We start from the raw sequence: 25,167 nt of genomic DNA, 5'->3' as shown, positions 1-25,167 counted from the left end.
TCATACTGAAAATGCGTGGCCGTTCCGGAACGAAAAGTTCACCCCGGCGCCCTGCAAGGATTGCTTGGAAGTTGGCGAGGGCTGGTAACACGTTCATGACAGGAAGGGAATAGAAAAAACCCGGAATTGCCTTCCGGGCTTTCTTTGTTGCTGCATTGCAGCAGACGTTATAACGCGTCGTGTGGGTCCTTGCCCCACATGACGCGCTATAACTGCTTGTTTTTATGCATGTCGTTATCGCAAAACCGCTGAACACTTTTGCGCGAGATGCATTTAGATGTCGAACTGGTAGGATTTCGGCACGAAACGATAGCCGGTATCCAGCTTTTCCGCGTAACCGACCGCCGGGAAAGGCATGTGATACCCAAGGAAAGGCAAACGGTCGGTGGCGATCATGTCATAGACCTTCTTGCGGGTCGCGGCGGCTGCCGCCTTGTCCATGTCGAACTTCACCTCCCAGTCTGGCTTCTGAAGGGAAAGGACGAAATGGTTGGCCGTATCCGCCGTCAGGATGAGTTGTTTGCCTTCCGATTCGACACGGAAAATCATGTGACCCGGCGAATGACCGAAGGCCGCCACACCGGTAATCCCGGATACGACACTGGCGCCGTCGCCGATGAAGGTCGCCTTTTCCGCCAGCGGCTTGACGTTCGTGAGAACGCCCTTGTGACCGCCTTCCGCAGGCGTGCCGACACGTTTCTCATTCGTCCAGAAATCATATTCCGCCTGGCCGAACACGTAGCGCGCCTTGGAAAAAGCCGGAGCACCCTTTTCCATCAGCCCACCGATATGGTCGCCATGCATGTGGGTCAGCACCACCACGGTCACATCTTCCGGCGTATAACCGGCCGCCGCCATGCCCTCGATCAACCGGCCATTGCCCGCACCGCGCCCGGCCTCACCGAAACCGGTATCGAACAGCACGAGATCCGTGCCGGTATTGACGAGGACCGGCGAGAAGGAATTGACGAATTGCTCCTTCGGCAGAAAATTGTCTTCCAGCAATTTTCCGACCGTCTCGGCCGACTGGTCGGTGCCGAAGGTCTCGCCGGGATTGGGGGCCGCGCGTGCGCCATCCTTCACCACCAGCACTTCGAAATTGCCGAGCTTGAAGCGGTTGGTTTCAGGCGGCATCGCGTGTTCTATCTCCATGGAGGTTTGCGGCTGGCTGGTCTGGGCCGTTGCCGTGCGCGCCATCAACAGCGGCGCACCGAGAACGCTTGCGCCCGCCGCACCGATGAGGCCGCGTCTGCTCATGTTCAAGGATTGGGTCATCATCTTTCTCCCGATATCGCCAACTGGCCGTGATCGCCAACTGAACCATGCCAACGGACAATAAAGCGATAAAGTTGCAAGAAAACCGGCCTCACGCAGGTTTGATCGGAACTTGAGAAATTGATAATTAACGTGTTGGCAAGCCCGCTTATCAGGCGTAGGAGGAACGGCGATATCCTTTGTCGCAGCGGAAAGCCGCAGGCAGCCTCATGAACCGCATCATTCCCCTCATCCTGGCAGTCGCTCTCTTCATGGAGCAGATGGACTCCACCGTCATCGCCACCTCGCTGCCGGCAATTGCCGCCGACCTTCATGTCGGCCCGATCACGCTCAAGCTCGCATTGACGGCCTATATGGTGGCGCTGGCGATCTTCATTCCCATCAGCGGCTGGATGGCCGACAAATACGGCGCGAAGAAAATCTTCCGTTTCGCCATCGGCGTCTTCGTGGTGGGGTCGATCTGCTGCGCGGTGTCGTCCTCGGTGTTCGAATTCGTGCTCTCGCGCTTCTTGCAGGGCATGGGCGGGGCGATGATGACGCCCGTCGGCCGCCTCGTGCTTTTGCGCACGACCAAGCGCAGCGAACTCGTCTCCGCCATGGCGCTGCTGACAATTCCGGGGCTGGTGGGACCGCTTACCGGCCCACCCATCGGCGGCTTCATCACCACCTATTTTTCATGGCACTGGATTTTTCTGATCAATGTGCCGATCGGCGTCATCGGCATTTGGCTCTCGACGATCTTCCTGCCGGAAATCGAAACCACCAACCCGCCGCCGATGGATGGCAAAGGCTTCGTGCTGTCAGGCATCGCCGCCTCCGGTGTGGTGTTCGGCCTCTCCGTCGTCAGCCTGCCGGCGCTGCCGCCGGCCATCGGCATCGCCTCGACGATCATCGGTTTCATCTGCGGTTTTCTTTATCTGCGCCACGCCGCGCGCCACCCCGCCCCCATTCTCGATTTTCGCATATTCCAGAACGCGACCTTCCGGGCGGCGTCCGTCGGCGGCACCGTTTTCCGCATTTCCACGGGCGCCATACCCTTCCTGATGCCGCTGATGCTGCAGATCGGTTTCGGGCTCAATCCGTTCCAGTCGGGCATGATCACCTTTGCCGGCGCAATCGGCGCGATCACCACGAAATTCATGGCCAAGCGGGTGTTTGCGGCAACCGGATTCCGCTCGACACTGATCGGGGCCGGCATCGTCGGCGCCTGCACCACGCTCGCCAACAGCTTCTTCACCCCGGAAACGCCTTATCCGCTGATCATGATCTTCCTTGTGACAGCGGGATTTGCCCGGTCCTTCTTCTTCACCGGATCGAATGCGCTCAGCTATTCCGACATCGAGGACAGTCAGGCCAGCCAGGCGACTTCGATGGCGTCGGTGCTGCAGCAGATCAGCCTGGCGCTGGGTGTGGCTTTCGCCGCCTCCATTCTGGAAGTCAGCAGCATGATGTCCGGCACGCACCTGCAGCTCGCCGATTTCCACATCGCCTTCACCATCGTGGCGCTGGTATCGCTGTTCGCCATCGTGCCGATCATCCGCATGGACGGCAATGCCGGGGCGGCCGTCTCCGGCCACCGCGGCAAGGTCTCACAACCGGCGGAGTGATCAGTCTTCGGAAGCCTCTTCGGCTTCGGATGCGTCGGTCGGCTCGCCCTTGCGGCCCTTGAAGTGCTTAGCAAGCAGGAACATTTCCACCGATTCCGAGCGTGAGGACGCCGGCTTGATGTGGAGAACCTGCTTGAAGTTCTTCTTCAGCATATCCAGCAATGCCTTTTCCGTGCCGCCCTGAAAGGTCTTGGCAAGGAAGTGACCGCCTTCCGCCAGCACCTGAACGGCGAAATCGGCCGCGACTTCGCACAGATGCATGGTGCGGATATGGTCGGTCTTCTGGTGACCGGTGGTGGGCGCGGCCATGTCCGACAGCACCAGATCGGGCGTGCCGCCAACGGCCTCCATCAGCTTTTCCGGCGCGGAGGGATCGAGGAAGTCGAGCTGGAGGATTTTCACACCGGGAATGGGATCGATCTCGAGAAAATCGATGGCCGCGACGCGGATATCGTCCTCGGTCGAATCCGTCACCTTGGAGGCGATCTGCGACCAGCTCCCGGGGGCGGCGCCAAGGTCGATGATGCGGCGCGCGCCTTTGAGGATCTGGTGCTTGTCGTTGATTTCCAGGAGCTTGAAGGCGGCACGGGCGCGATAGCCCTCAAGCCTGGCGCGCTGCACATAGGGGTCGTTGATATGACGTTCCAGCCAGCGGCGCGACGAGGCCTTGAGCTTGGTCTTCTTGACCTTCTGGCCGATCTTGCGGCCGGTGCGGTTGTTGCTTGTCGGCGCCTTGCTCATGTCAAACCTTCCGTCCTGTCCTGCCGTGTCATCTGCATGCGCCTGATGCGGTTGCGCCGCCATGCGCCGTCATCCGCCATCATATCCGTCAAAAGGCCTTCGCGCAGGCCGCGATCCGCCACGCGCATACGGCGTGCCGGCCAGCGGCGGCGAATGGCCTCGAGAATGGCGCAGCCGGCCAGAACCAGATCGGCCCTGTCAGGCCCGATGCAGGCATTGGCGGCGCGGCCCGCGAAATCCCAGGCCAGCAGCTTGTCCTGCATCGCCGTCACCTCGGCGTCCGACAACCACAGGCCATCCACCTTGCGGCGATCGTATCGTGGCAGATCGAGATGGACGCCGGCAAGCGTTGTGACCGTGCCCGAAGTTCCGATAAGATGAAAATCCTCGTGATGGGTTTGCGGCGCGAGAGGCGGGCAATGGAAGGCATCGAGCAATCCTTCGACTTCCCGCACCATCGCGGCGAAGACGTCCGGCGTCACATCGCGCCCGCCATGGCGTTCCGAGAGCGTGACGACACCGACCGGCAGCGAGGTCCAGTGGGTGATGTGGTTGGCGAGTCGGTTCGAGCGGTTTTCGCCGACCTTGATGACGGCGATTTCCGAGGATCCGCCACCGATATCGAACAGCACGACCGAACGCGCCTCGCGCCCAACGAGAGAAGCGCAGCCAGACACCGCAAGGCGGGCTTCCGTCTCGCGGCTGATGATTTCGAGCTTCAGTCCCGTTTCCCGCGTGACACGCGCCAGAAATTCCTCGCCATTCGACGCAGCGCGGCAGGCCTCGGTGGCGATGAGCCGCATGCGCCTGATCGGGCGACCGGAGAGTTTCGCGGAGCAGACTTTCAGCGCCTCGACAGCTCGATCCATGGCGTCGTCGGACAGCCTGCCGCTCGACACCAGCCCCTCGCCCAGCCGGACGATGCGCGAAAAGGCATCGACGACCCGAAACTGACCGGGCCGCGTCGGCTGCGCGATCAGAAGCCGGCAATTATTGGTGCCGAGATCGAGCGCGGCATACATATCCGCCGGCGGCTCCTGGCCATGTTCATGCTGGCGGCCTGCGTGGCGAGCGGATATTTCGGATTGCCGGTGCGGTTCCTGCCCGGCCCCATTGGCGCGACCATTCTGCTTGCCGACGTGTTTCGGCGCATGGGTGGGAACCAGCGGACGGCCCTGTGGATCGCGGTGACCACGCTTGCGGTGGCGCGACTTTCGCCCTGCGCCTGGCGGCACGGCGGATGGATTGGCAGCATCTGTTGCGGCTGGAGCCTGCGCCGGCACGGTGGAAGCTGAGGCAGCCTGCTGAGAGGCACCCTTGCCGCGAGAGCGCCTGCGGCGCTTTCTCTTGCGCGGCTCGGCATCCGGCTCAAGAGCCGATGCATAGGAGGAACCGGCCGGAACATCCGCGGCAACATCATGCGACAGCACAGCAGCGTCACGGGGCTGACCGTCACGCTTGTGTTTCTTGCCACGACGGGATCGCTTCGCTTTCCCTTTGTTCGCCACCGACGCCCCTTGTTCCGACGGCTTTGGGCCGTTTCCGGGGTCGATCACTGTCTTGTCCATTTCGCCGCGCACAAGCGTAGACGCTATGCTGCTGGCTTTCATAAGGTTTCGTTGGGCGGACAATACCAGCGCAAGCGATTTTAGCCAAATGGTTTTTGCCGGGCGGCGTGTGGCAAAGGCTCACACGTCACCAAGGTTGCGTGGGGACCACCATGGACATGGCAATAATTTTGAGGATTTTCGGAAATCGGGAGGGGCCCGCGCGGATCGGGCGGGGAAAGTATTCCCCTCTCCCGGAAAGTCCTTGTGACGCATAACTTACTGGGAGAGGGGAATGGTACGGTTGAGTGGGGTCGAACCACCGACCTCAGGTGCCACAAACCTGCGCTCTAACCAACTGAGCTACAACCGCACATGAAACGCCGAAGCGGCGTCACGGGGGGTGACATAAAAGGTGTTTTCCCCATTTGCAAGTGCCTCTTCGAATTTTGCGAAAAAAGGCTGAGAAAGGCAAGTGCTTTTCAAGGGGCCGGGCTGACATAAAGAGGCCGCAGCGGCCTGTTGATGTTAACTCTATTTGGCGATTCATCCGGCGGATGGTGGACCGGACCGCGCTGTGAAGTTATTTAAAATTCTGTTAACGTGATGCCTCGGCGGGTTTACGTTTAGAGCTTCATGAGGAAGCCGAAAAGCCCGCAAGGTCCGGTAGTGCCAGAATAGGTTTCGACATGCCCGCCGTCCAGTATCCCTTTATCGATATCGCAGTGCATGAACGGGTGCGTGAAGGTTTCGGGCGCGGCGCGGCCATGGCGTTGTTCTCGCTCGACCTTAAAAACGCCCTTTGGGCCAATGGCCGGGGTGCGGCGCTGTTCGGCACGCCGATGGTTTATGATTTTCTGGAACAGGGCCCGAAACCGCAGGACGTGACCTTCCGGCAACTGGCAGCCACGGCGGCGCGGCTTTCCAAAGCAGGCGACAGCCTGCCGTTTACCATTCGCATCACATCGGGTTTCCGCAGCCTTGCCGTTACGGCGCGCGCGGAAATCATCGAGGCCGAACCCGGCCAGCCCGCCATCCTGTTTTCCGCCCTCACCGACCAAGTCGCACCCGACACGGCGGAATGCGCCAGACGCATGATCGAAGGTTTCGACGACCCCGATATCCATATGGCGGTTCTGAACGGCGAGAACGAGATTGTCGCCGCCTCGCCCGGCTTTTCGTCGCTGGGCATCACGCCGCACACGGCACGGACACTGGTGAAAATGGCAGCCGGACAGTCCGGCCATCTCGTCAAGCGGCCGGTGCCGACCGGCAAGGGTTACCTGCCCGCCGCCACCGGCCAGATTGCGGCATCGCCCGAACTGAACCTGATGTTCGTGGTCGAAACCGCGCTGGGCACACTCGATCCCGTCAATGGTTTCGCAGAAGACAGGCCGCAGGAAACGCCAGCCGCCGCCGAGGCCGCCCTGCCGGTTGCGGAGGTCGCGCCCGTTGCCGCTGCAACCTCCTCTTTCGATTCCGTGCTCGATGCCGTCGCTGGCATCGAGGATGTTGAAGAGGTGCAGGAACTGCCGGCCGATCCCGAAGAGGAAGAGGCAGCGCAGCAGGATGAGAACAACCTTCCGTCATTGCCGGAAAACGGAGCGGAGACCCCGGCGGCGCTTTCTGCGCAGGACGCCGACGCCGCGGCACATGTGGCGATGACCGACGACATCGCCGATCTTTTCGAACTCGATGAGGATGAAGCAGACGCCCCCTTAACCGAACGGGCAATCGCCGAAGCCCCTGCGGAAGAGGCTCAAGCCGAAGAAAACGCAGTCGCGGACGATGAAATCGTCGAAACAGCGCCGTCAGACGCTCCTGCCGCAGATGAGGAGATAACGGCGGAGGCGGAGACCGAGGAGGTGGACATCGGGGCTGGCGCAGAAGCGCAGCCTTTTGTTTTCAATGCCGGTGCGCGCGCTTCCCGTTTCGTCTGGAAAATCGATGCGGAAGGACGCTTCAGTTCGATCTCGCATGAATTTGCAGAGGCTGTGGGCGCCAAGGCGGCTGCCGTGGAAGGCATGGGCTTTGCCGATGTCGCGGCCCTGTTCAATCTCGATCCCGACGGCAAGATCCGCGAGCTTCTCGGCCGTCGCGACACATGGTCGGGCAAGACGATCTACTGGCCGGTGGAAGGCACATCGCTAATGGTGCCGATCGATCTTGCCGCCCTGCCCACCTATACGCGCTCACGCGAATTCGACGGTTTCCGTGGTTTCGGCATCGTGCGGCTTGCCGATGCCACCGAAGACCCGCATGCCACCGGCCTGACCTTCCTCAACGGCGAAGAGGCCGATGCGGAAGCACTGCCGCAGCCCGCTATTGAGGATGAAAGCCACGAATTGCTGGCCTTTATCGATGAGGATGACGAGGCGGCGCAAGACGCCGGTTCCATCGCTGAGGACGAGGTCCCGGCAACGGAGGCCGATGCGGCGGATGATGCATCGGACGTGGTTTCGGCCGAAGAACAGCACCATGATTATACCCCGCCGGAATTCGAAGCGCCGGTTGCAGCACCCGCGCTGGAGCCAGCCTATTCCGACAAGGTCGTCCATCTGGAGGAGCGCCGCTCGCGCTCCCGCGAGGGGTTGACCGCAGGCGAGCAGGCCGCCTTCCGCGAAATCGGCCGGGCCCTGGCGCCGGCGGATGCTGCTTCCGAAGAACACCGGGAAACGGATGCGGAAGCCATTTCCGCTGAGCCGACCGTGCAGGATATTCAGCAGGATATCGATGCGGATGCTTCGGAAAGCGCGGCCTCCGAAACGGAAAATGACGACAGGAAAACCGAACCGGCGGAAGAAGACGATCTTTTCGCCGATTATGTTCGTGGCGAGCAGCCTGCGGCCATTCGCGCACCGGCGGATGAAAGCGGTTCCGACGAAAAGCAGGAGCCTGCGGCTGACGAGCGGCCGGCGGCCGATATTGCCGCCGCTATGGTCAGCCCGTCCGTTCGCCCCGCAAATGCCTTGACGGCCGAGACGCTGGACCAGATGCCCGTGGCGCTTCTGGTGCATGCCGGCGACAGGCTGATCCACGCCAACCCGGATTTCCTGCGCTTGACGGGCTATGGCTCTCTCGCCGAGCTCGAAGAGGTGGGCGGTCTGGAAGCGCTGCTGCAGCGGCAGGAGCTGGAGGACATGCCGGACAACGAAGGCGGCATGGTGGTCGTCAGCTCTGACAACGACATCATTCCCGTCAAGGCGCGGTTGCAGTCCATCCGCTGGGAAGAAACCAAGGCGCTGATGCTGTCGCTGGTGCCGCTTGAGGAAAAGCAGGCGCCGGTTGCGGCCGCCAACGAAAATATTGCTGCCGGCGATGCCGAAAATGCGGAAGCAGGCAGCCTCTCCCTGTTGCAGGGCGAAGTGGAGGAGCTGCATTCCATTCTGGAAACGGCCACCGACGGCGTGGTGCTTCTGGGAGACGAAGGCGAAATCCGCTCGCTCAACCGTTCCGCCAGCGCGCTGTTCAACTATGACAATGGTGAAATCGCCGGCAAGCCTTTTGTTACGCTCTTTGCCCATGAGAGCCAGCGCGCCGTGCTGGATTATCTCTCCGGCCTTGCCAATAACGGTGTCGCAAGCGTGCTGAATGACGGCCGCGAAGTGATCGGCCGCGAAGCATCCGGCGGCTTCCTGCCGCTGTTCATGACCATCGGCCGGCTGAAATCCTCGCATGGCTATTGCGCGGTTATCCGCGACATCACCCAGTGGAAGCGCACCGAAGAAGAACTGCGCAACGCCAAGCGGGCGGCGGAAACCGCCAATGCCCACAAGACCGACTTCCTGGCGCGCGTCAGCCATGAAATCCGCACGCCGCTCAATGCCATCATCGGCTTTGCCGACATGATGGCGACCGAACGTTTCGGGCCGATCGGCCATCCGCGTTATGTGGAATATGCCAATGATATCGGCCGTTCCGGCCGGCATGTGCTCGATATCGTCAATGATCTGCTCGATATTTCCAAGATCGAGGCCGGGCAGATGGATGTGGATTTCGTCGCCGTGCCGCTCAACGAAACGGTCGCCGAGGCGGTCTCGCTGGTGCAGCCGCAGGCCAACAACCAGCGCGTCATCATCCGCACCGCTCTTGCGCAATCCGTGCCGCAGATCGTCGCCGACCTGCGCTCGATCAAGCAGATCGTGCTGAACATCCTGTCGAACGCCATCCGCTTCACGCCGTCCGGCGGCCAGATCGTGGTGTCCACCGCCTATGAGGCCAATGGCAGCGTGTCGCTGCGCATTCGCGACACCGGCATTGGCATGACCCGGGCGGAACTGGAACAGGCCATGAAGCCGTTCCGGCAGGTGGCCTCCTCCGGCAAGCGCGTGCGCGGCGACGGCACCGGGCTCGGCCTGCCGCTGACCAAGGCGATGGTAGATGCCAACCGGGCGAATTTCTCCATCACCTCCACGCCGAATGAAGGCACGCTGGTGGAAATCACCTTTCCCTCGCAGCGGGTTCTTGCCAACTGAGGCCATGCGGGCGTAGCAATGCGGAGGCCGCCGGCACGATGGTCGCCGGTTGAGGCCTTTGCACGACAGTAGACTGGCATGTCCATGACGGTTTCCCTTCCGGCAACAAGACGCTTCTCGGTGTTGCCCATCACGGCGGTCATCGTCGCGGCCATTGCCGCCATGCCCATTCTGGCAATTTTCTGGCTGGCGCTGACCGGCAGCACGGAAGGATGGCAGCATCTTCTCGCCAATGTCCTGCCGCGCGCCGGGTTTCGCACCTTCCTGCTCTTGGGGATGACGGCCGCGACGACGGCTTTTTTCGGCATCGTCTGCGCCTGGCTTGTCACCACATTCGAATTTCCGCTGCGGCGGTTATTGTCCGCGGCACTCGTGCTGCCGCTCGCCATCCCCTCCTATCTCGCCGCCTATGCTTTCGGCGAGTTTCTCGACTTTACCGGCCCGGTGCAGAGCGCGTTGCGCGCCGCTTTCGGTTATCACAGCATCCGCGATTACTGGTTTCCAGACATACGCTCGCTCGGCGGTGCGGTAATCGTTCTCAGTTCGGTCCTCTATCCTTACGTTTATCTCTCGGCCCGCGCCGCCTTTTCCATGCAGGGACGGTTTGCGGCCGAAGCGGCCCGCACGCTCGGCGCAAAACCGCTGAACGTGTTCTTCTCCGTGCAATTGCCGATGGCCCGGCCGGCCATCGCCATCGGGCTTTCTCTGGTCCTGATGGAAACGCTGAACGATATCGGCGCGGTTGAATATCTCGGTGTCCAGACGCTGACCTTCACCATTTACGAAACCTGGCTCAATCGCGGCAATCTCGCCAATGCGACGCAGATCGCCGCCGTCATCCTCGTCATCGTCGGTGCGCTGATCGTCATCGAACGCAATGCCCGGGAAAAACAGCGCTTCGGCGCGCCGAAAGCGACAAGCATGGCGCAGCGTCACCGGCTGAAGGCGCTCACCGGCTGGCGGCGGTGGGGTGCAAGCCTTTTCTGCTTCGTTCCCGTGGCGAGCGGCTTTTTCATTCCCGTCATCGTGCTGGGCGGTTACGCCGCGAGGAGGCTCGATGCGCTGTTTGCGCCGAAGCTTCTGAAAGCACTCGGACACAGTCTCGAAGTCTCGCTTTCCGCCGCCTTCGTGACGCTGATTGCCGCTTTCGTGTTTTCCTATGCCATCCGCACCGAGCGCTCGCGCACCTCGAAGGTGGCCGCCCGCTTCGGCTCCATGGGATATGGCGTGCCGGGAACCGTGCTCGCCATCGGGGTGCTCATTCCGCTGGCCAGTCTCGACAATGGCGTCGATGGCTTCATCCGCGCACATTTCGGCTTTTCCACCGGGCTGCTGCTCTCCGGCACCGCCTTCGCCATCATTTACGCCCATGCCGTGCGCTTCATGACCATGGCGGAAGGCACGCTCGATGCTGGTTTCCAGAAGCTTTCGCCGCATATCGACATGGCCTCGCGGACGCTTGGGCGCAACCGGGCGCAGACGCTGTTCAAGGTGCTGTTGCCGAACATGCGGCCCGCGGCGCTGACGGCTTTTCTTCTCGTCCTGATCGAATCCATGAAGGAATTGCCGGCCACCATCCTGCTTCGGCCTTTCGGTTTCAACACGCTGGCCACGCTGGTTTATGAGGATGCATCGCGCTCAAGGGTGCAGGATGCGGCCGTGCCGGCGATCATCATCATCATTGCCGGGCTTATTCCCGTGCTGCTCGTCTCGAAATCGATGGATCATCCAGAAAACCGCTGAGTGGCACGGGCCTTTGCGGCAAAAAGAAAGGCGGCCTTACGGCCGCCTGGATAAGTTGTGCTTTTCAACGAGAGAAAGGGGGACAATCTCGCCAGATGGAAATTATCAGTCCCGGCTATCAAAAATTTGACGGCCCTGCGTTGGGTTTACTTTCCGCCAACTCCTATTAACAAGCGGTTAAAACCAAAATCGATCAATTACCGACGAAAATTCCTATTCTGAGACCGTAAAGCGCCGAAACTAAATTAACAGTTTCTACTTTTCTCGCGATTTCAACAGTAACGCGTAAAAATCAACGCGGGATATTCGATCAGTTCCGTGCCGCCGCATGTTCGTCCCGCATCCGCTGCAATTCGGTGCGTTTGGAAGCGATGGAGGCGACGATCACGCCGATGGTGACAAGCCCGATCAGGATCGTGCAGATGGCGTTGATTTCCGGCGTCACACCAAGGCGAACCTGCGAATAGATCTTGATCGGCAGCGTGGTTGCACCGGGGCCGGTGGCGAAGCTGGCGATCACCAGATCGTCCAGCGAAAGGGTGAAGGCCAGCATCCAGCCGGCAATGACCGCGGGGAAGATGAGCGGCAGGGTGATGCGAAAGAAGGTTTTGACCGGCGGGCAGCCGAGATCGAGCGCGGCTTCCTCGAGACTTCGATCGAAGGTCAGGAGCCGCGACTGCACGACGATTGCCACGTAACACATGGTGAAAGTCGTATGGGCGATAACCACCGTCCAGAAACCGCGATCCACCCCGACGGCCACGAAGAGCAGCAGCAGCGACAGGCCGGTAATCACTTCCGGCATGACGAGCGGCGCATAGATCATGCCGGAAAACAGCACCCGGCCCGGAAACCGCGCGAACCGCGTCAGCGACAGCGCCGCCAGCGTTCCGAGGATGGTGCCGATGGTGGCGCTGAGGATACCGACGCGCAGCGTCACCCAGGCCGCATCCATCAGCCCCTCGTTCGACCACATGGAGCGGTACCATTGCAGCGAGAAACCGCCCCAGACGGTGACGAGCTTCGAGGCGTTGAAGGAATAAACGATCAGGATGATGATCGGGATATAAAGAAAGGCAAAACCGAGAGTGAGGACGGTGATGTCGAATTTTCCGCGCTTCATGGTCTCACCCCACCTTCTTCTGCTGATTCTGGAAGATGGCGATGGGTACCACCAGCAACAACAGCAGCAGCACGGCGACGGCGGATGCCAGGGGCCAGTCGCGGTTGCCGAAGAATTCCGTCCACAGCGTCTTGCCGATCATCAGCGTCTGGGCGCCGCCAAGCAGATCGGGGATGACGAATTCCCCTGTTATCGGAATGAAGCAGATCATCGAGCCGGCCACGACGCCCGGCAGCGACAGCGGGAAGGTGATCTTCCAGAAGGCTTTCCATGGCGGGCAACCGAGATCGGCGGCCGCTTCCAGCAGCGTATTGTCGAGCTTTTCCAGCGCCGAATAGAGCGGCAGCACCATGAAAGGCAGATAGGAATAAACGATGCCGATGAAGATCGCCGTCTCGGTGCGGAAGATATTGACCTGCTGGTCCGGCCCGAGAAGACCGAGCCATTGGAACAGCACCGTCAGCAGGCCTTCTGGCTTCAGAATGCCGATCCAGGCGTAAACGCGGATCAGGAAAGAGGTCCAGAACGGCAGGATCACCAGCATCACCAGCGTCGGACGAACGGAAGACGGCGCGCGCGCCATGGCGAGCGCCATGGGATAACCGATCAGCAAAAGCAGAAAGGTGGAGATGAAGGCGATGCGCAGCGATGATAGATAGGCGTCAATGTAAAGCGGGTCTTCCGTCAGGAAGAGGTAATTTTCGAAATCCAGTTCGGAGAAGAAGGCGCCGAGTTTCGAAAACCCTTCGAAAACCGGCGTATAGGGCGGCATGGAGATCGCCGTATCCGACAGCGAGATTTTGAAGATAATGAAAAACGGTGCTGCGAAGAATAGCAGCAGCCAGAAATAGGGAACCGCGACGACCAGCCAGCGCCAGGGGCTTTGCCGGTTTTCGGGAGTGGTGATCGCCATGAAAGCCTCCCTCAGCGTGTCAGGACGAGGCCGGAATCCGGCTTCCAGTTCAGCCACACCATATCGCCGAAGGTGATCGGGCGGTCGACGAGACGCGAAACATTCGCCTGCGCGGCGCGAATGACGCGGCCATCGGCAAGCTTGACGATGAAGACGGAGAAGTCGCCGAGATAGCCGATATCCCAGACCTCGCCATGGGCGGAATTGACGCTGCTATCGGCGGGCTGGTCGAGCGAGATGCGGACCTTTTCCGGGCGGATGGCGAAAGCCACCTGGCTGCCGGTCGCGGCAGCGCATTCCTGCTCCACCGCCACCTTCAGCCCTTCGCAATCCAGCGTCACCAGACCTGGTTTGCCGATATCGGAAGCATTGGCGACTACATTGGCGTCGAAGATATTGATATCGCCGATGAAATCCGCCACGTAGCGGCTGTTCGGCGCTTCGTAAATCTCGGCCGGCGTCGCCACCTGCACGACATTGCCCTTGTCCATCACCGCAATCCGGTCCGACACCGTCATCGCCTCTTCCTGATCGTGGGTGACGATGAGGAAGGTGAGACCGAGATTGGTCTGGATGTCCATCAGTTCGAATTGCGTTTCCTCGCGCAGCTTCTTGTCGAGCGCGCCGAGCGGCTCATCGAGAAGAAGCACCTTCGGCCGCTTGGCAAGCGACCGGGCGAGCGCCACGCGCTGCCGCTGGCCGCCGGAAAGCTGGCTGGGCTTGCGTTTGGCGAATTCACTGAGTTTGACGAGCCGCAGCATTTCCTCGACGCGCGAGGAGATTTCCGCTTTTGGCAGGCCGTCCTGTTCGAGACCGAAGGCGATGTTTTTTTCCACCGACATATGCGGGAAAAGCGCGTAGGACTGGAACATCATGTTGGTGGGGCGCTTATAGGGTGGCACGCCGGAAATATCCTTGCCCTGCAGCAGGATGCGGCCTTCGGTCGGCTCCTCGAAACCGGCCAGCATGCGCATCAGCGTGGTCTTGCCGCAGCCGGAGGGACCGAGCAGCGAGAAGAATTCGCGTTCATAGATATCGAGCGTCAGATTGTTGACGGCGACGAAATCGCCAAAACGTTTGGTGACGTTTTCAAAGCGGATGAAGGGCACCGCATCGGGGTTGTCCCAAGGGCTGAATTTGCGTTTGACCGGTCCAAGTGTCTTTGCCATGCCCGCCCCATTTTACCCAAGAATCCATCGACAACATATACGATCAGGATGCCGTATAGATGCCATCCCACTGTCTTCATCCCTGTTCCCCGGAACAAGCCCGAGGATGTTACAGGGAACCAGTCAGCCCAAGTCTTTGGGCTGAAAAGACTTCATCTAACCTGACAGACGACAGGTCGCTGGATTCCTGTGACAAGCACAGGAATGAGGGTGGATAGCTCCACCCCATCCCGAATCTGCTTAGCTGCCGGTCTTTATCTGCGTCCAGACGCGGTTCAGGACGCGCTGTTCCTTCGGTCCGTAGGGCGAGATGGTGAAGAGCTTCTTCAGCGTTTCGGCATCGGGATAAACCGCCGGGTTCTTGGCGACGGACTCATCCATCAGCGCCTGCGAGGCGAGGTTGCCATTGGCATACTGAACATAGTTGGAGGCCTTGGCGATGACTTCCGGCCGCATCAGATAGTTGATGAAGGCGTGGGCTTCCTCGACATTCTTGGCATCCGCCGGGATGGCAAGGTTGTCGAACCACATATAGGTGCCTTCCTTCGGAATGACGTAGTTCACCTCGACGCCGTTCTTGGCTTCCTCGGCGCGGCTTTTCGCCTGCAGGATATCGCCGGACCAGCCGATGGTGATGCAGCTGTCCCCGTTCGCCAGCTCATCGATGTAGGCGGAGGAGTTGAAGGTCTTCACATAGGGGCGGATCTTCATATAGACGTCGCCGCCCGCCTCGAGATCGGCGGTTTCCTTGCTATCCGGATTCTTGCCGAGATAGTTCATGGCGATGGCAAAGGTCTCGTCCGACGCATCGAGAATATTGATGCCGCAGGATTTCAGCTTTTCGGCATTTTCCGGCTTGAAGAGAATATCCCAGCTATCGACCGGAACATCGCCAAGCGCCGCCTTCACCTTGGCGACATTATAGCCGATGCCGGTGGTGCCCCACATGTAGTTCACGGCATATTCGTTGCCGGGATCGTATTTGGCCAGACGCTCGGAAACCTCGGGCCACATGTTCTTCAGATTCGGCAACTTGGACTTGTCGAGTTTCTGGAACACGCCGGCATTGATCTGGCGGGCGAGGAAGGGACCGGTCGGCACCACGACATCATAACCGGAGCTGCCGGCCAGAAGCTTGGTTTCCACAAGCTCGTTGCTGTCGAAAACGTCATAGACGACCTTGATGCCGGTTTCCTTGGTGAAATCGGCAAGGATCGATTCGTCGATATAATCCGACCAGTTATAGACGTGGACGACCTTCTCCTGGGCCATTGCCGAGCCTGCTGCAACGAGCGCGGTGGTGAGAGCCAAGGTCAGGCGGAGAGAACGGTTTTTCATGATGTCTCCTGTTAACGCATCCTCACGATGGGAGCGTGATCCCCTTTTTTGGGAGAGACTAGAAAGGAAAACAAAAGGGAGCAAGCGGGAAATGTGCAGCACAGCATTTTCAACCAAATGTGTTCCGGCCAAAAAAAAACGAATGGAAACACCTACTGGAAGTCGAAAACACTGAGACCGGTAACCATTTCATCGAGCCCGAGCGGCCGCGTCAGCGGCGCTTCCGCCCGCGACAGACAGCCCTGCCTTTCGCATAGCCGGCACGAAGGGCCGACGGCGACGGGCGCAGCACCCGAAGCGGCGGGGCCATAGACGGTCTCTCCGGCCTGGGCGAGATCGCAGCCGAGAAGCACGGCCGTTCGCCGCACCCTTTCGCCGAAACCCGCCTGCGGACCTTCCAACGTACGCGACACCGTGAGGAACGCGTCGCCATCCGGCATCTCCACCGCCTCCACCAGCACCTGTCCCGGCTGGGCGAAAGCGGCATGAATATTGAGCCGCGGACAGAGGCCGCCAAAACGCGCCCTTGGAAAACCGCCGGCCCCTGCAAGGCGGAAACGGTTGCCGGCATTGTCGATCTCCATCAGGAAAAACGGGATCGCCGCGGCCGACGGCCGTTGCAGGCTGACAAGACGGTTGGCTGCCTGTTCGAAAGAAACGTTGAAGCGCGACCGCAAAACCTCGAGATCGTATTTCGCCCGCTGGGCGGCGCTGAGGAATGCGCCATAGGGCATCATCAACGCATGGGCGGCATAACGCGCCAGTTCGAAGCGGGCGATGCGCCTTGCCTCCTCCCCTTTCAGGCCGAGCCCTTCAAGCTCGGTCCCGATTTCTTCGCGAAGCGCCAGAAGACAGGTCTCCATCGCCATTTCCCTCAGCTGGTCCGGTTGCGACAGGCGTTCGGATAAAAACAGCCGCATCGAATGCCGGTCGTAACGCCGCCTGAGGTTCGGCATGGCATGAACCGGGAGGGTGCGGACCACGATGCCGTGATTTTTCTGAAGCCATGCCCTCAGCCCGGAGGCGAGATCGTCGCCCGCCGACAGGTGTTTGTGGAGTTCTTCCGCCGCCGCATCGATGGCATGGAAATAGGCCGGCCGGTTTTCAAAGACGTGGCGCACCTCGTCAATCGGCAGGCGGGTGGAGGAGAGCGCCGTCTCATGCCCTTCCCGCGCCAGAAGATCGGAGAGGTCGGAAAGGCGCTGCGCCTGCTCCCTATAGGCCCGGTAAAGCTTGAGGACACCGCTTGCCGCATTGGGCGCGGCATCGGCAACCTCGATCAGTTCCTGCGGCGACGGCACTTCACCGGCCAGCAATGGATCGGCGAAGACCTCGCGTAGCTGCCCGGCGGAACCGGCGCTTTCACCCTGCAGGTCATCCAGATCGACCTTGTAGACGGAGGCCAGCTTCAAAAGCAGCTGCACCGTCAGCGGCCGCTGGTTGCGCTCTATGAGATTGAGATAGGACGGCGAAATCGCCAGCGCCTCGGCCATGGCCGTCTGCGTCAGCGCCAGACCATTGCGAATGCGACGCACGCGCGGGCCTGCAAAAATCTTGTTTTCCGACACCGCCTCACCTCCCCGTCCCTGCGAACTCATACAAACCTGTTACAAACTCTGCGGGCCAAAGCCTTTTACAAAACTTACAATTTTACAGTCATCGCCTGTCACGCACACTACAGCATAACCTCTTTCAAGTCACTGTTTTTTGTGTTTGTTCTGGCGCTCAAATCTCGAAAAATGTAAATGTAGTCACATCAAACGGCGCCATATGATGTTGAAGACGGCCCGTTACGGAAACCGCATTTATCATGGGAGAGAGAAGTATGACGGATTTTTACAAGCTTGTTCCGGGCGCACCGCAGGGACGTTTCGACGGCATCGAGCGCACCTACACTGCCGCCGACGTGGAGCGGCTGCGCGGCTCCGTCGACATCCGCCATTCGCTGGCCGAGATGGGCGCGAACCGGCTATGGAAGCTGATCAACGAGGAGAATTTCGTCAACGCGCTCGGCGCGCTTTCCGGCAACCAGGCCATGCAGATGGTTCGCGCCGGGCTGAAGGCGATCTATCTCTCGGGCTGGCAGGTTGCTGCGGATGCCAATACGGCGTCGGCCATGTATCCGGACCAGTCGCTTTACCCTGCCAATGCCGCACCGGAGCTTGCAAAGCGTATCAACCGCACCCTGCAGCGCGCCGACCAGATCGAGACGGCGGAAGGCAAGGGCCTTTCGGTCGACACCTGGTTCGCGCCGATCGTTGCCGATGCGGAGGCCGGTTTCGGCGGACCGCTCAACGCCTTCGAGATCATGAAAGCCTTTATCGAGGCAGGTGCTGCGGGTGTTCACTATGAAGACCAGCTGGCATCGGAAAAGAAATGCGGCCATCTCGGCGGCAAGGTTCTGATCCCGACGGCGGCGCATATCCGTAACCTGACGGCGGCGCGGCTTGCGGCCGATGTCATGGGTGTGCCGACTCTGGTTATCGCCCGCACGGATGCGGAGGCCGCGAAGCTCCTGACCTCCGATATCGACGAGCGCGACCGTCCCTTCGTGGATTACGATGCCGGCCGCACCGTCGAGGGTTTCTATCAGGTCAAGAACGGTCTTGAGCCCTGCATCGCCCGCGCCGTTGCCTATGCGCCCTATTGCGACCTGATCTGGTGCGAAACCTCCAAGCCGGATCTCGAACAGGCGCGCAGGTTTGCGGAAGGCGTGCACAAGGTGCATCCGGGCAAGAAGCTCGCCTACAATTGCTCGCCGTCGTTCAACTGGAAAAAGAACCTCGATGACGCGACGATTGCCAAGTTCCAGCGCGAGCTGGGCGCGATGGGCTACAAGTTCCAGTTCATCACGCTTGCCGGTTTCCACCAGCTGAATTTCGGCATGTTCGAACTGGCACGCGGCTACAAGGATCGGCAGATGGCGGCCTATTCCGAGCTTCAGGAAGCGGAATTCGCAGCCGAGGCCAATGGTTACACCGCCACCAAGCACCAGCGAGAAGTCGGCACCGGCTATTTCGACGCCGTGTCTCTGGCGATTTCCGGCGGCACGTCTTCCACGACAGCCATGAAGGAATCCACCGAGCACGACCAGTTCCGCCCGGCGGCCGAATAAAATCGAGAAACTGCCCTTCCCGGTGACGGGAAGGGCTTGCAAACCGGATCAAGAACCCCAACCAATAATGAGAGGAGAAATGCCATGAATGCCCATAACCCCATCAAGACCCACGTCAAGGAACGCGCCGAGGAGCAGTCCTCCGCCATGACGCAGGATCAGCAGGCCGCCATCCGCATGCTGGCCAACGATCTGCACCGCCTCAACCAGGCCGTCATGAAAGCCGTCGAGGCCGGCGTTTCCGTCGAGCTGGTCCGCTCGGCCCGCCACCATGGCGGCGGCGGCAACTGGGGCGATCTGCTTATCCCCGTCATCGTCGCACAGGGAAGTGCCGCCGCCTGAAACGGCCTTCTTTCTATGCCGGGCGGCTCTTGCGCCCGGCATAGAGATCGGAATGGCTCTTGATCAGACGGGTCATCCGATCCGCCACCGTCCTGATATCGCGGCGGTGGCGATCGTCATTGTTCATGACGATCCATTGATTGTGGCGAAGCCTCTCCAGCTCTTCGCCTTCCCGAGCGAGCCGCGCATCCGCATCACCCACGAAACAGGGAAGCACCGCGACCCCCGCCCCGGCCAGCACCAGATCGAGAAGCGCCGTCGGACGGTTCACCGTTACCACGATCCCGTTGTTACGATTTTCATGGGGCCAGCGCAGATAGGTTGAAATGGCGTTTTCCTCCGCCACCGCCAGCCAACGGTCGGCGACGGAAACGGCGGCGTTGCGCAGCCTGTAGGGCGCATAGGCCACCTCCCCCGTCCGGATGGCGGCAAGGTTCTTTTCCTGTGGTTCGAAAGCGCGAATGCCGATATCGTTTTCGCGATGGGCCAGAGACGCCCTCTGTTCGGCAATGAAAAGGTCGATGCGGAAATCGTCGCGGTCGGTGCAGATGGCGGAGAAATTTCCGGTCAGCAGCCAGGCGTTCCAGGTGCCGACGGCAATGCGCACGACAGACGAGGCCGACGACGCCTTCTGCCATCCCTCGATGTCCCTCGCCGCATTCTCCATCGCCTGAAGCCGGTCGAACAGCGTGCGGCCGTCTGCCGTCAGGGCGTATCCCGTCTGGCTGCGCTGGAACAGCGCCTTGCCGATACGCCCCTCCAGCTCGACCATGCGTCGTCCCACCGTCGCGGGGCTCAAGCCCGTCAGTGACGCAGCACCCGTCAGGCCGCCGCTGCGTGACACATCGAGGAAAAGCTGATAGGAATCCCAAGTGACGTTTTTCATGGGTGAAAAACGTAGCGCATTTTTTTGCGCAGATAAATCAAAAAACGGCGTGCATCATGGCCCTCCGCATTAGAAGGAGAGCGACATGCACGCGATTTTTGCAGCACGGGCCATCATCGAAAACCAGCAGCCGCGCACACGGCGCGAAGCCATTTTGCAGGAAGAGAAATTTTATGCCGATATGGCGCAGGCATCTCGGCCGTGGCGGCTTTTCAGCGCGCTTATAAGCCGGGTGAAGGCGAAGAGCCGCGGATCAGTGAAAGAGAGCGACCAGGGCTGCCAGAGCACCGGCGGCGATGAGGCTCAGGCGAAAGGCCAGCTGACGGCTCTCGTTGTCAGTGCGGGCGATGGCAATGGCGCGAGGGCGGCGATGTGCAGATCTGTTCATGCGCGGGTTCCTGACGAAAAACTCAACCGACCCATGCCCTGTTGAGGGCCTCCAGCATGACATCATGTGCAGCGGGATCAGTGATCCGGCTTTGCTGGCATTTGGTCAGGATGACTCCGGGCCCGTTAACAGGTTGTTAAAAAGGGCGAAGAGGGACAATAAACTCAGCCAGCAAGTTTGGCGAGCAGGCTCATCATACTCCGTCACCCCGGACTAGGTCCGGGGTCCAGCCGACGCACGTCTGTGCGGCGAGAGTAGTCTTTTCAGCCCAAAGACTTGGGCTGACTGGATACCGGCTCAAGGCCGGTATGACGGAGGAGAAAGTTGCGAACTTACTCCATGGCCAGAGACAGTCACGCGAATTCGCCTGCCGCCTGCCCAGACGCCCAGGCCCACTGGAAATTATAGCCGCCCAGCCAGCCAGTCACATCCACGCATTCGCCGATGAAATAGAGGTTGGCCAGGGATTTCGCCGCCATGCTGCGGGAATCGAGGCCAGTCGTATCAACACCGCCAAGCGTGACTTCCGCCGTGCGATAGCCTTCGGAGCCGGCGGGCTTGATCTGCCAGTCCTGCACCTCATTCGCTAACGTCGTCAGAGCCTTGTCGGACATATCGGCAAGATTGCCGGTGAGGCCTGATTTTTCGACCACATGTTGGGCCAGCCGTTTCGGCAGGATTTCCGCAAGAGCCGTTTGGGCCGACTGTCGGCCGTTCTTCTGCTTCGCTTCCTTTAGCAAGGCGACTATATCGCGCGCCGGTTCCAGCTTGAGGCGGATCGTATCGCCCTCACGCCAGTAGGAGGAGATTTGCAGGATGGAAGGGCCGCTCAAACCGCGATGGGTAAAGAGCAGCGCTTCCTCAAAAGAGGTCTTGCCGTGGAAAACTTCTGCCGGGACCGCGACGCCGGCAAGCGGGCTCAGCTTTTCCAGCGAGCCGGGATCAAGCGTCAGCGGCACGAGGCCCGGACGGGTCTCGATGAGCTTGAGGCCGAACTGTTCGGCGATCTGATAGGCAAAACCGGTCGCGCCCATTTTCGGGATCGACTTGCCGCCCGTCGCCACAATGAGGCTTTCCGCTTCGATGACGCCGGCGGATGTCGTAACGCGAAAACGGGCGCCATCATGGGTGACGGCCGAGACTGACGTTTCGAGCCGCAGCTTTGCATTCACCGCCTGCATTTCGGCAAGCAGCATGCGAATGATGTCCTTGGCGCTGTCATCGCAAAAGAGCTGGCCGAGCGTTTTTTCATGCCAGGCGATGCGGTGTTTTTCGACAAGGGCGATGAAATCGCGCGGCGTATAACGGGCGAGCGCGGATTTGGCGAAATGCGGGTTGGTGGAGAGATAATTCTTCGGCCCGGCATGGATATTGGTGAAGTTGCAGCGACCGCCACCGGAGATGCGGATCTTTTCGCCCGGCGCTTTCGCATGGTCGAGAATGACGACGGAGCGGCCTCGCTGGCCGGCGCGGATGGCGCACATCATGCCCGCGGCGCCCGCCCCTAAAATCAGCACGTCACATTTCTCTGTCATCATTCCATCCGATCCGTTTCCTTTCCTCTTTTCGAAGTGCCGCCCGTTGTCAATGGCGCTTTCCCCCTCGCCAATTGCCAAACTACGGTTATGATGGCGCCAGTCGAAACACAGACCCGGTGATACATGCCCGCCAAGAAAACCATGCTCCGCCCGAAGAAACAGGCAACCATGGCAAAGACACCTCCCCTCGACCTTTCCTCCCCCCGTGGCGTTTCCTCCTGGCGCGAAGCCGCGCAATGGCTGCGGGCGCGCGGGATAGAAGACATAGAATGCATCACGCCCGACCTTGCCGGCGTTCCGCGCGGCAAGATGATGCCGACGGCGAAGTTCACGGGCGATACCTCGCTTGCCCTGCCATCCGCGCTCTACCGCCATACAATTTCCGGCGAATATCCCGATGAGACCGCGAATTTCCGTTACGAGCCGCGCGACAGCGACCTGAAGCTGGTGCCAGATCTTTCCACCCTCTCCGTGGTGCCCTGGGAAACGGACCCGACCGCGCAGGTGATCTGCGACGTGGTGGATGCGGAAGGCAATTTCGTACCCTACACGCCGCGCAACGTGCTGAAGAATGTGCTTTCGCTCTATACCGAAAAGGGCTGGAAGCCGGTCGTGGCGCCGGAAATCGAGTTCTACCTCGTCGCCATGAATGACGACCCGGATTATCCGTTGCATCCGCCGAAGGGCCGCTCCGGCCGTTCCATCGTCGGCGGGCAGAGCTATTCCATCGCCGGCATCAACGAATTCGACGAGCTGATCGACGACATCTACCATTTCTCCGAAAAACAGGGCCTCGAGATCGATACGCTGATCCATGAGGAAGGTCCGGCGCAGCTGGAGATCAACCTGCGCCATGGCGACCCGATCGAGCTTGCCGACCAGGTGTTCCTGTTCAAGCGCACCATCCGCGAAGCGGCGCTTAAACACGGCATCTACGCCACCTTCATGGCCAAGCCCATGCAGGGCCAGCCGGGTTCGGCCATGCACATCCACCAGTCGGTGGTGGAGATCGACAGCGGCCGCAATATCTTTTCCAATGCCGATGGCAGCCCTTCGAAAGAATTCTTCTCTTTCGTCGGCGGCATGCAGCGTTATGTTCCGAATGCGCTCGTCATGCTGGCGCCCTATGTGAATTCCTATCGCCGCCTGACGCCCGACATGGCCTGCCCGGTCAACAATGCCTGGGGTTACGACAACCGCACGACCGCCTTCCGCGTGCCGATTTCCGGCCCGCAGGCGCGGCGTGTCGAAAACCGCCTGCCGAGTTCGGACGCCAATCCCTATCTCGCGCTTGCCGCCTCGCTCGGCTGCGGCTGGCTCGGCATCGTCAACAATATCGAGCCGACCGAACCCACCGCCGATACGGCCAATGAAGGCTCCATCGAACTGCCGCGTGGTCTCCTGGAGGCCGTGGCGCTGCTGGAAGGCGAAGAGCAGTTCGACCGGGTATTCGGCCATGAATTCGTGGGCCTTTATGCCGGCCTGAAACGCGGGGAATTCGAGACCTTCATGCAGGTCATCAGCCCCTGGGAGCGGGAATTCCTGCTTCTCAACGTGTGAGGGGTTCTTAAAGCATGACATGGCAGAGCCCGATTGCGCCGGGACTATCCTGGTATCAGGCAACCGTCGGAGAGCGGCCGGACTATCCGGCTCTCGACGGGTCGAAGCAGGTTGATGTCGCGATCATTGGCGGTGGTTATACCGGCCTCCAGGCCGCGTGTAACCTCGCCGAAAATGGCATCTCGGTCGCCCTCATCGAGGCGCATCGTTTCGGCGATGGCGCTTCCGGCCGCAATGGCGGGCAATTCGGCACCGGCCAGCGTTCCTTCCCCGACGAGATGGAAGAAGAGATCGGCTTCGAGCAATCCAAGCTGCTGTTCGACATTGCCGAGGACGCCAAAAACTACCTGCGCGGCTTCGCCGTCAGCCGCGGCATCGACATGGAATATCTTCCCGGGCAGCTCTATGTGGCGCACAAGGCCGCTTACGAGGACGATTATCGCCGCAGTGTCGATGCGATGAATAATCGCTATGGCTATCCGCATATTTCCTACATGGAACGTGCAGAAGCACGCAAACGCGTCGGCTCCACCCATTATTTCGGCGGCACACGCGATACAGGCACCGGCCATATCCACCCGCTGAAGCTGCTGGTGGGGCTGGCAAAAGCGGCGAAAGATGCGGGTGCCGGCATTTACGAAATGACGCCTGCGAAATCCATCCGGCAAGTGGGCGGCAAGACGATCATCGAGACCCCTTTCGGCGCGATCACCGCGCCACGGGTGTTGATCGCGACCAATGCCTATATCGGCAATCTGGAACCGGTAACGGCAGCCCATATCATGCCGATCCGTTCCTTCATCGGCGCAACCGCACCGCTTGATGCCTATCCGGATATCATCCCCGGCAAAGAAGCGGTGGCCGATTCCCGTTTCGTGGTACGGTACTTTCGCAAGACGGCCGATAACCGGCTGCTGTTCGGCGGGCGTGAGGCCTATACGGCCGATACGCCGCGCGATATTTCCAGCCATATCCGCCGGCAGATCGCGGAAATCTATCCTGCGCTGAAAGATATAGAGATCAGCCATTCCTGGGGCGGCTCCGTCGGCATTACCCTGCCGCGCAAAGTCTTCGTGCGCGACGTCATGCCCGGCGTCACCTCCATCGGCGGTTATTCCGGCCACGGGGTGATGTTGTCGAATTATTGCGGCAAGCTTTATGCCGATCTGGTTCTCGGCAAAAAGGACATGCTGGCGCCCTTCGCGCAGCTGAAGGTGCCCTCTTTTCCCGGCGGGGCGTCGCTGCGCGCGCCGCTGCTTTTCCTCGCGCTCTCGTGGTACGCGTTGCGAGACAGGTTTTAGGCCAATGTTTACAGACTGTTGCCGGCGGCGGACGAGTTGGCGGAAGCAAAATTCATAATTTCACATAACTGAGTCTGGCATTTTTAAATCGATTAGATTATTGATG

Annotated in this window: 18 protein-coding genes and 1 tRNA gene; 8 read left to right on the top strand and 11 right to left on the bottom strand. The window is 60.4% G+C overall.

Annotation, left to right across the window (positions count from 1 at the left end; all coding sequences use genetic code 11):
* Positions 1–273: 273 nt before the first annotated feature.
* Complete coding sequence (locus PH605_RS02360) at positions 274–1,275, bottom strand: MBL fold metallo-hydrolase (protein WP_065654842.1); 1,002 nt, start codon at positions 1,273–1,275, stop codon at positions 274–276.
* Between the two features lie 209 nt (positions 1,276–1,484).
* Between PH605_RS02360 and PH605_RS02355 the strand changes: the two genes are divergently transcribed.
* Entirely contained in the window at positions 1,485–2,882 is a 1,398-nt protein-coding gene (locus tag PH605_RS02355) for an MDR family MFS transporter (RefSeq protein ID WP_035236057.1), read from the top strand.
* Here the strand turns inward: PH605_RS02355 and PH605_RS02350 are convergent, their stop codons facing one another.
* The 3 genes from PH605_RS02350 to PH605_RS02340 form a co-directional block, all read right to left on the bottom strand.
* Entirely contained in the window at positions 2,883–3,623 is a 741-nt protein-coding gene (locus PH605_RS02350; RefSeq protein WP_078051233.1) for an RlmE family RNA methyltransferase, read from the bottom strand.
* On the bottom strand, positions 3,620–5,233 hold the full coding sequence (locus tag PH605_RS02345; RefSeq protein ID WP_161987683.1) for a Ppx/GppA phosphatase family protein: 1,614 nt from the start codon (positions 5,231–5,233) through the stop codon (positions 3,620–3,622). The genes PH605_RS02350 and PH605_RS02345 overlap by 4 nt, the downstream gene beginning before the upstream one ends.
* 233 nt (positions 5,234–5,466) lie before the next feature.
* Positions 5,467–5,543: transfer RNA gene (locus tag PH605_RS02340), tRNA-His, on the bottom strand.
* Positions 5,544–5,859: 316 nt separating this feature from the next.
* Between PH605_RS02340 and PH605_RS02335 the strand changes: the two genes are divergently transcribed.
* Together PH605_RS02335 and PH605_RS02330 are read left to right on the top strand one after the other, a co-directional pair.
* Positions 5,860–9,645, top strand: a complete 3,786-nt coding sequence (locus tag PH605_RS02335; RefSeq protein WP_142844015.1) for an ATP-binding protein — start codon at positions 5,860–5,862, stop codon at positions 9,643–9,645.
* 78 nt (positions 9,646–9,723) lie between these two features.
* Positions 9,724–11,388, top strand: a complete 1,665-nt coding sequence (locus tag PH605_RS02330; RefSeq protein ID WP_065654419.1) for an ABC transporter permease — start codon at positions 9,724–9,726, stop codon at positions 11,386–11,388.
* Between the two features lie 310 nt (positions 11,389–11,698).
* On the opposite strand, the gene PH605_RS02325 is transcribed toward PH605_RS02330, so the two are convergent.
* From PH605_RS02325 to PH605_RS02305, 5 genes are all read right to left on the bottom strand, one after another.
* A complete protein-coding gene (locus tag PH605_RS02325; RefSeq protein WP_065654420.1) occupies positions 11,699–12,511 on the bottom strand; it encodes an ABC transporter permease in 813 nt (270 codons plus the stop codon).
* Between the two features lie 4 nt (positions 12,512–12,515).
* Positions 12,516–13,424, bottom strand: coding sequence for an ABC transporter permease subunit (locus PH605_RS02320; protein ID WP_078051236.1), 909 nt, complete (start codon positions 13,422–13,424; stop codon positions 12,516–12,518).
* An 11-nt stretch (positions 13,425–13,435) separates the two neighbouring features.
* On the bottom strand, positions 13,436–14,593 hold the full coding sequence (locus tag PH605_RS02315) for an ABC transporter ATP-binding protein (protein ID WP_142844016.1): 1,158 nt from the start codon (positions 14,591–14,593) through the stop codon (positions 13,436–13,438).
* A gap of 240 nt (positions 14,594–14,833) precedes the next feature.
* Positions 14,834–15,931, bottom strand: coding sequence for a polyamine ABC transporter substrate-binding protein (locus tag PH605_RS02310; RefSeq protein WP_004432613.1), 1,098 nt, complete (start codon positions 15,929–15,931; stop codon positions 14,834–14,836).
* 152 nt (positions 15,932–16,083) lie between these two features.
* A complete protein-coding gene (locus tag PH605_RS02305; protein ID WP_065654424.1) occupies positions 16,084–17,499 on the bottom strand; it encodes a helix-turn-helix domain-containing protein in 1,416 nt (471 codons plus the stop codon).
* 257 nt (positions 17,500–17,756) lie between these two features.
* Between PH605_RS02305 and aceA the strand changes: the two genes are divergently transcribed.
* Together aceA and PH605_RS02295 are read left to right on the top strand one after the other, a co-directional pair.
* Positions 17,757–19,046, top strand: a complete 1,290-nt coding sequence (aceA, locus tag PH605_RS02300) for an isocitrate lyase (protein ID WP_004432607.1) — start codon at positions 17,757–17,759, stop codon at positions 19,044–19,046.
* Positions 19,047–19,130: 84 nt separating this feature from the next.
* A complete protein-coding gene (locus tag PH605_RS02295; protein ID WP_003493954.1) occupies positions 19,131–19,388 on the top strand; it encodes an SMc00767 family acetate metabolism repressor in 258 nt (85 codons plus the stop codon).
* Between the two features lie 13 nt (positions 19,389–19,401).
* Here the strand turns inward: PH605_RS02295 and PH605_RS02290 are convergent, their stop codons facing one another.
* Positions 19,402–20,274: a LysR family transcriptional regulator gene (locus tag PH605_RS02290; RefSeq protein ID WP_142844017.1), complete on the bottom strand. Its 873-nt coding sequence runs from the start codon at positions 20,272–20,274 to the stop codon at positions 19,402–19,404.
* Between the two features lie 85 nt (positions 20,275–20,359).
* Here PH605_RS02290 and PH605_RS02285 point away from each other — a divergent pair, with 85 nt between their 5' ends.
* Positions 20,360–20,707 (top strand): hypothetical protein, encoded by a 348-nt coding sequence (locus tag PH605_RS02285; RefSeq protein ID WP_065654426.1) that lies wholly within the window; start codon positions 20,360–20,362, stop codon positions 20,705–20,707.
* A gap of 308 nt (positions 20,708–21,015) precedes the next feature.
* Here PH605_RS02285 and PH605_RS02280 read toward each other — a convergent pair whose 3' ends face one another.
* Entirely contained in the window at positions 21,016–22,200 is a 1,185-nt protein-coding gene (locus PH605_RS02280; protein ID WP_142844018.1) for an NAD(P)/FAD-dependent oxidoreductase, read from the bottom strand.
* Positions 22,201–22,323: 123 nt separating this feature from the next.
* On the opposite strand from PH605_RS02280, the gene PH605_RS02275 reads away from it, so the two are divergent.
* Positions 22,324–23,760, top strand: coding sequence for a glutamine synthetase family protein (locus PH605_RS02275; RefSeq protein WP_035260676.1), 1,437 nt, complete (start codon positions 22,324–22,326; stop codon positions 23,758–23,760).
* Positions 23,761–23,774: 14 nt separating this feature from the next.
* Positions 23,775–25,061 (top strand): NAD(P)/FAD-dependent oxidoreductase, encoded by a 1,287-nt coding sequence (locus tag PH605_RS02270; RefSeq protein ID WP_142844019.1) that lies wholly within the window; start codon positions 23,775–23,777, stop codon positions 25,059–25,061.
* Positions 25,062–25,167 lie beyond the last annotated feature (106 nt).

The sequence above is a fragment of the Agrobacterium sp. CFBP 3001 genome, from assembly GCF_027871605.1.
GTDB lineage: Bacteria > Pseudomonadota > Alphaproteobacteria > Rhizobiales > Rhizobiaceae > Agrobacterium > Agrobacterium leguminum.
Note: the sequence above shows the minus strand (reverse complement) of the source record. Positions and strands in the feature narration are given on the sequence as shown.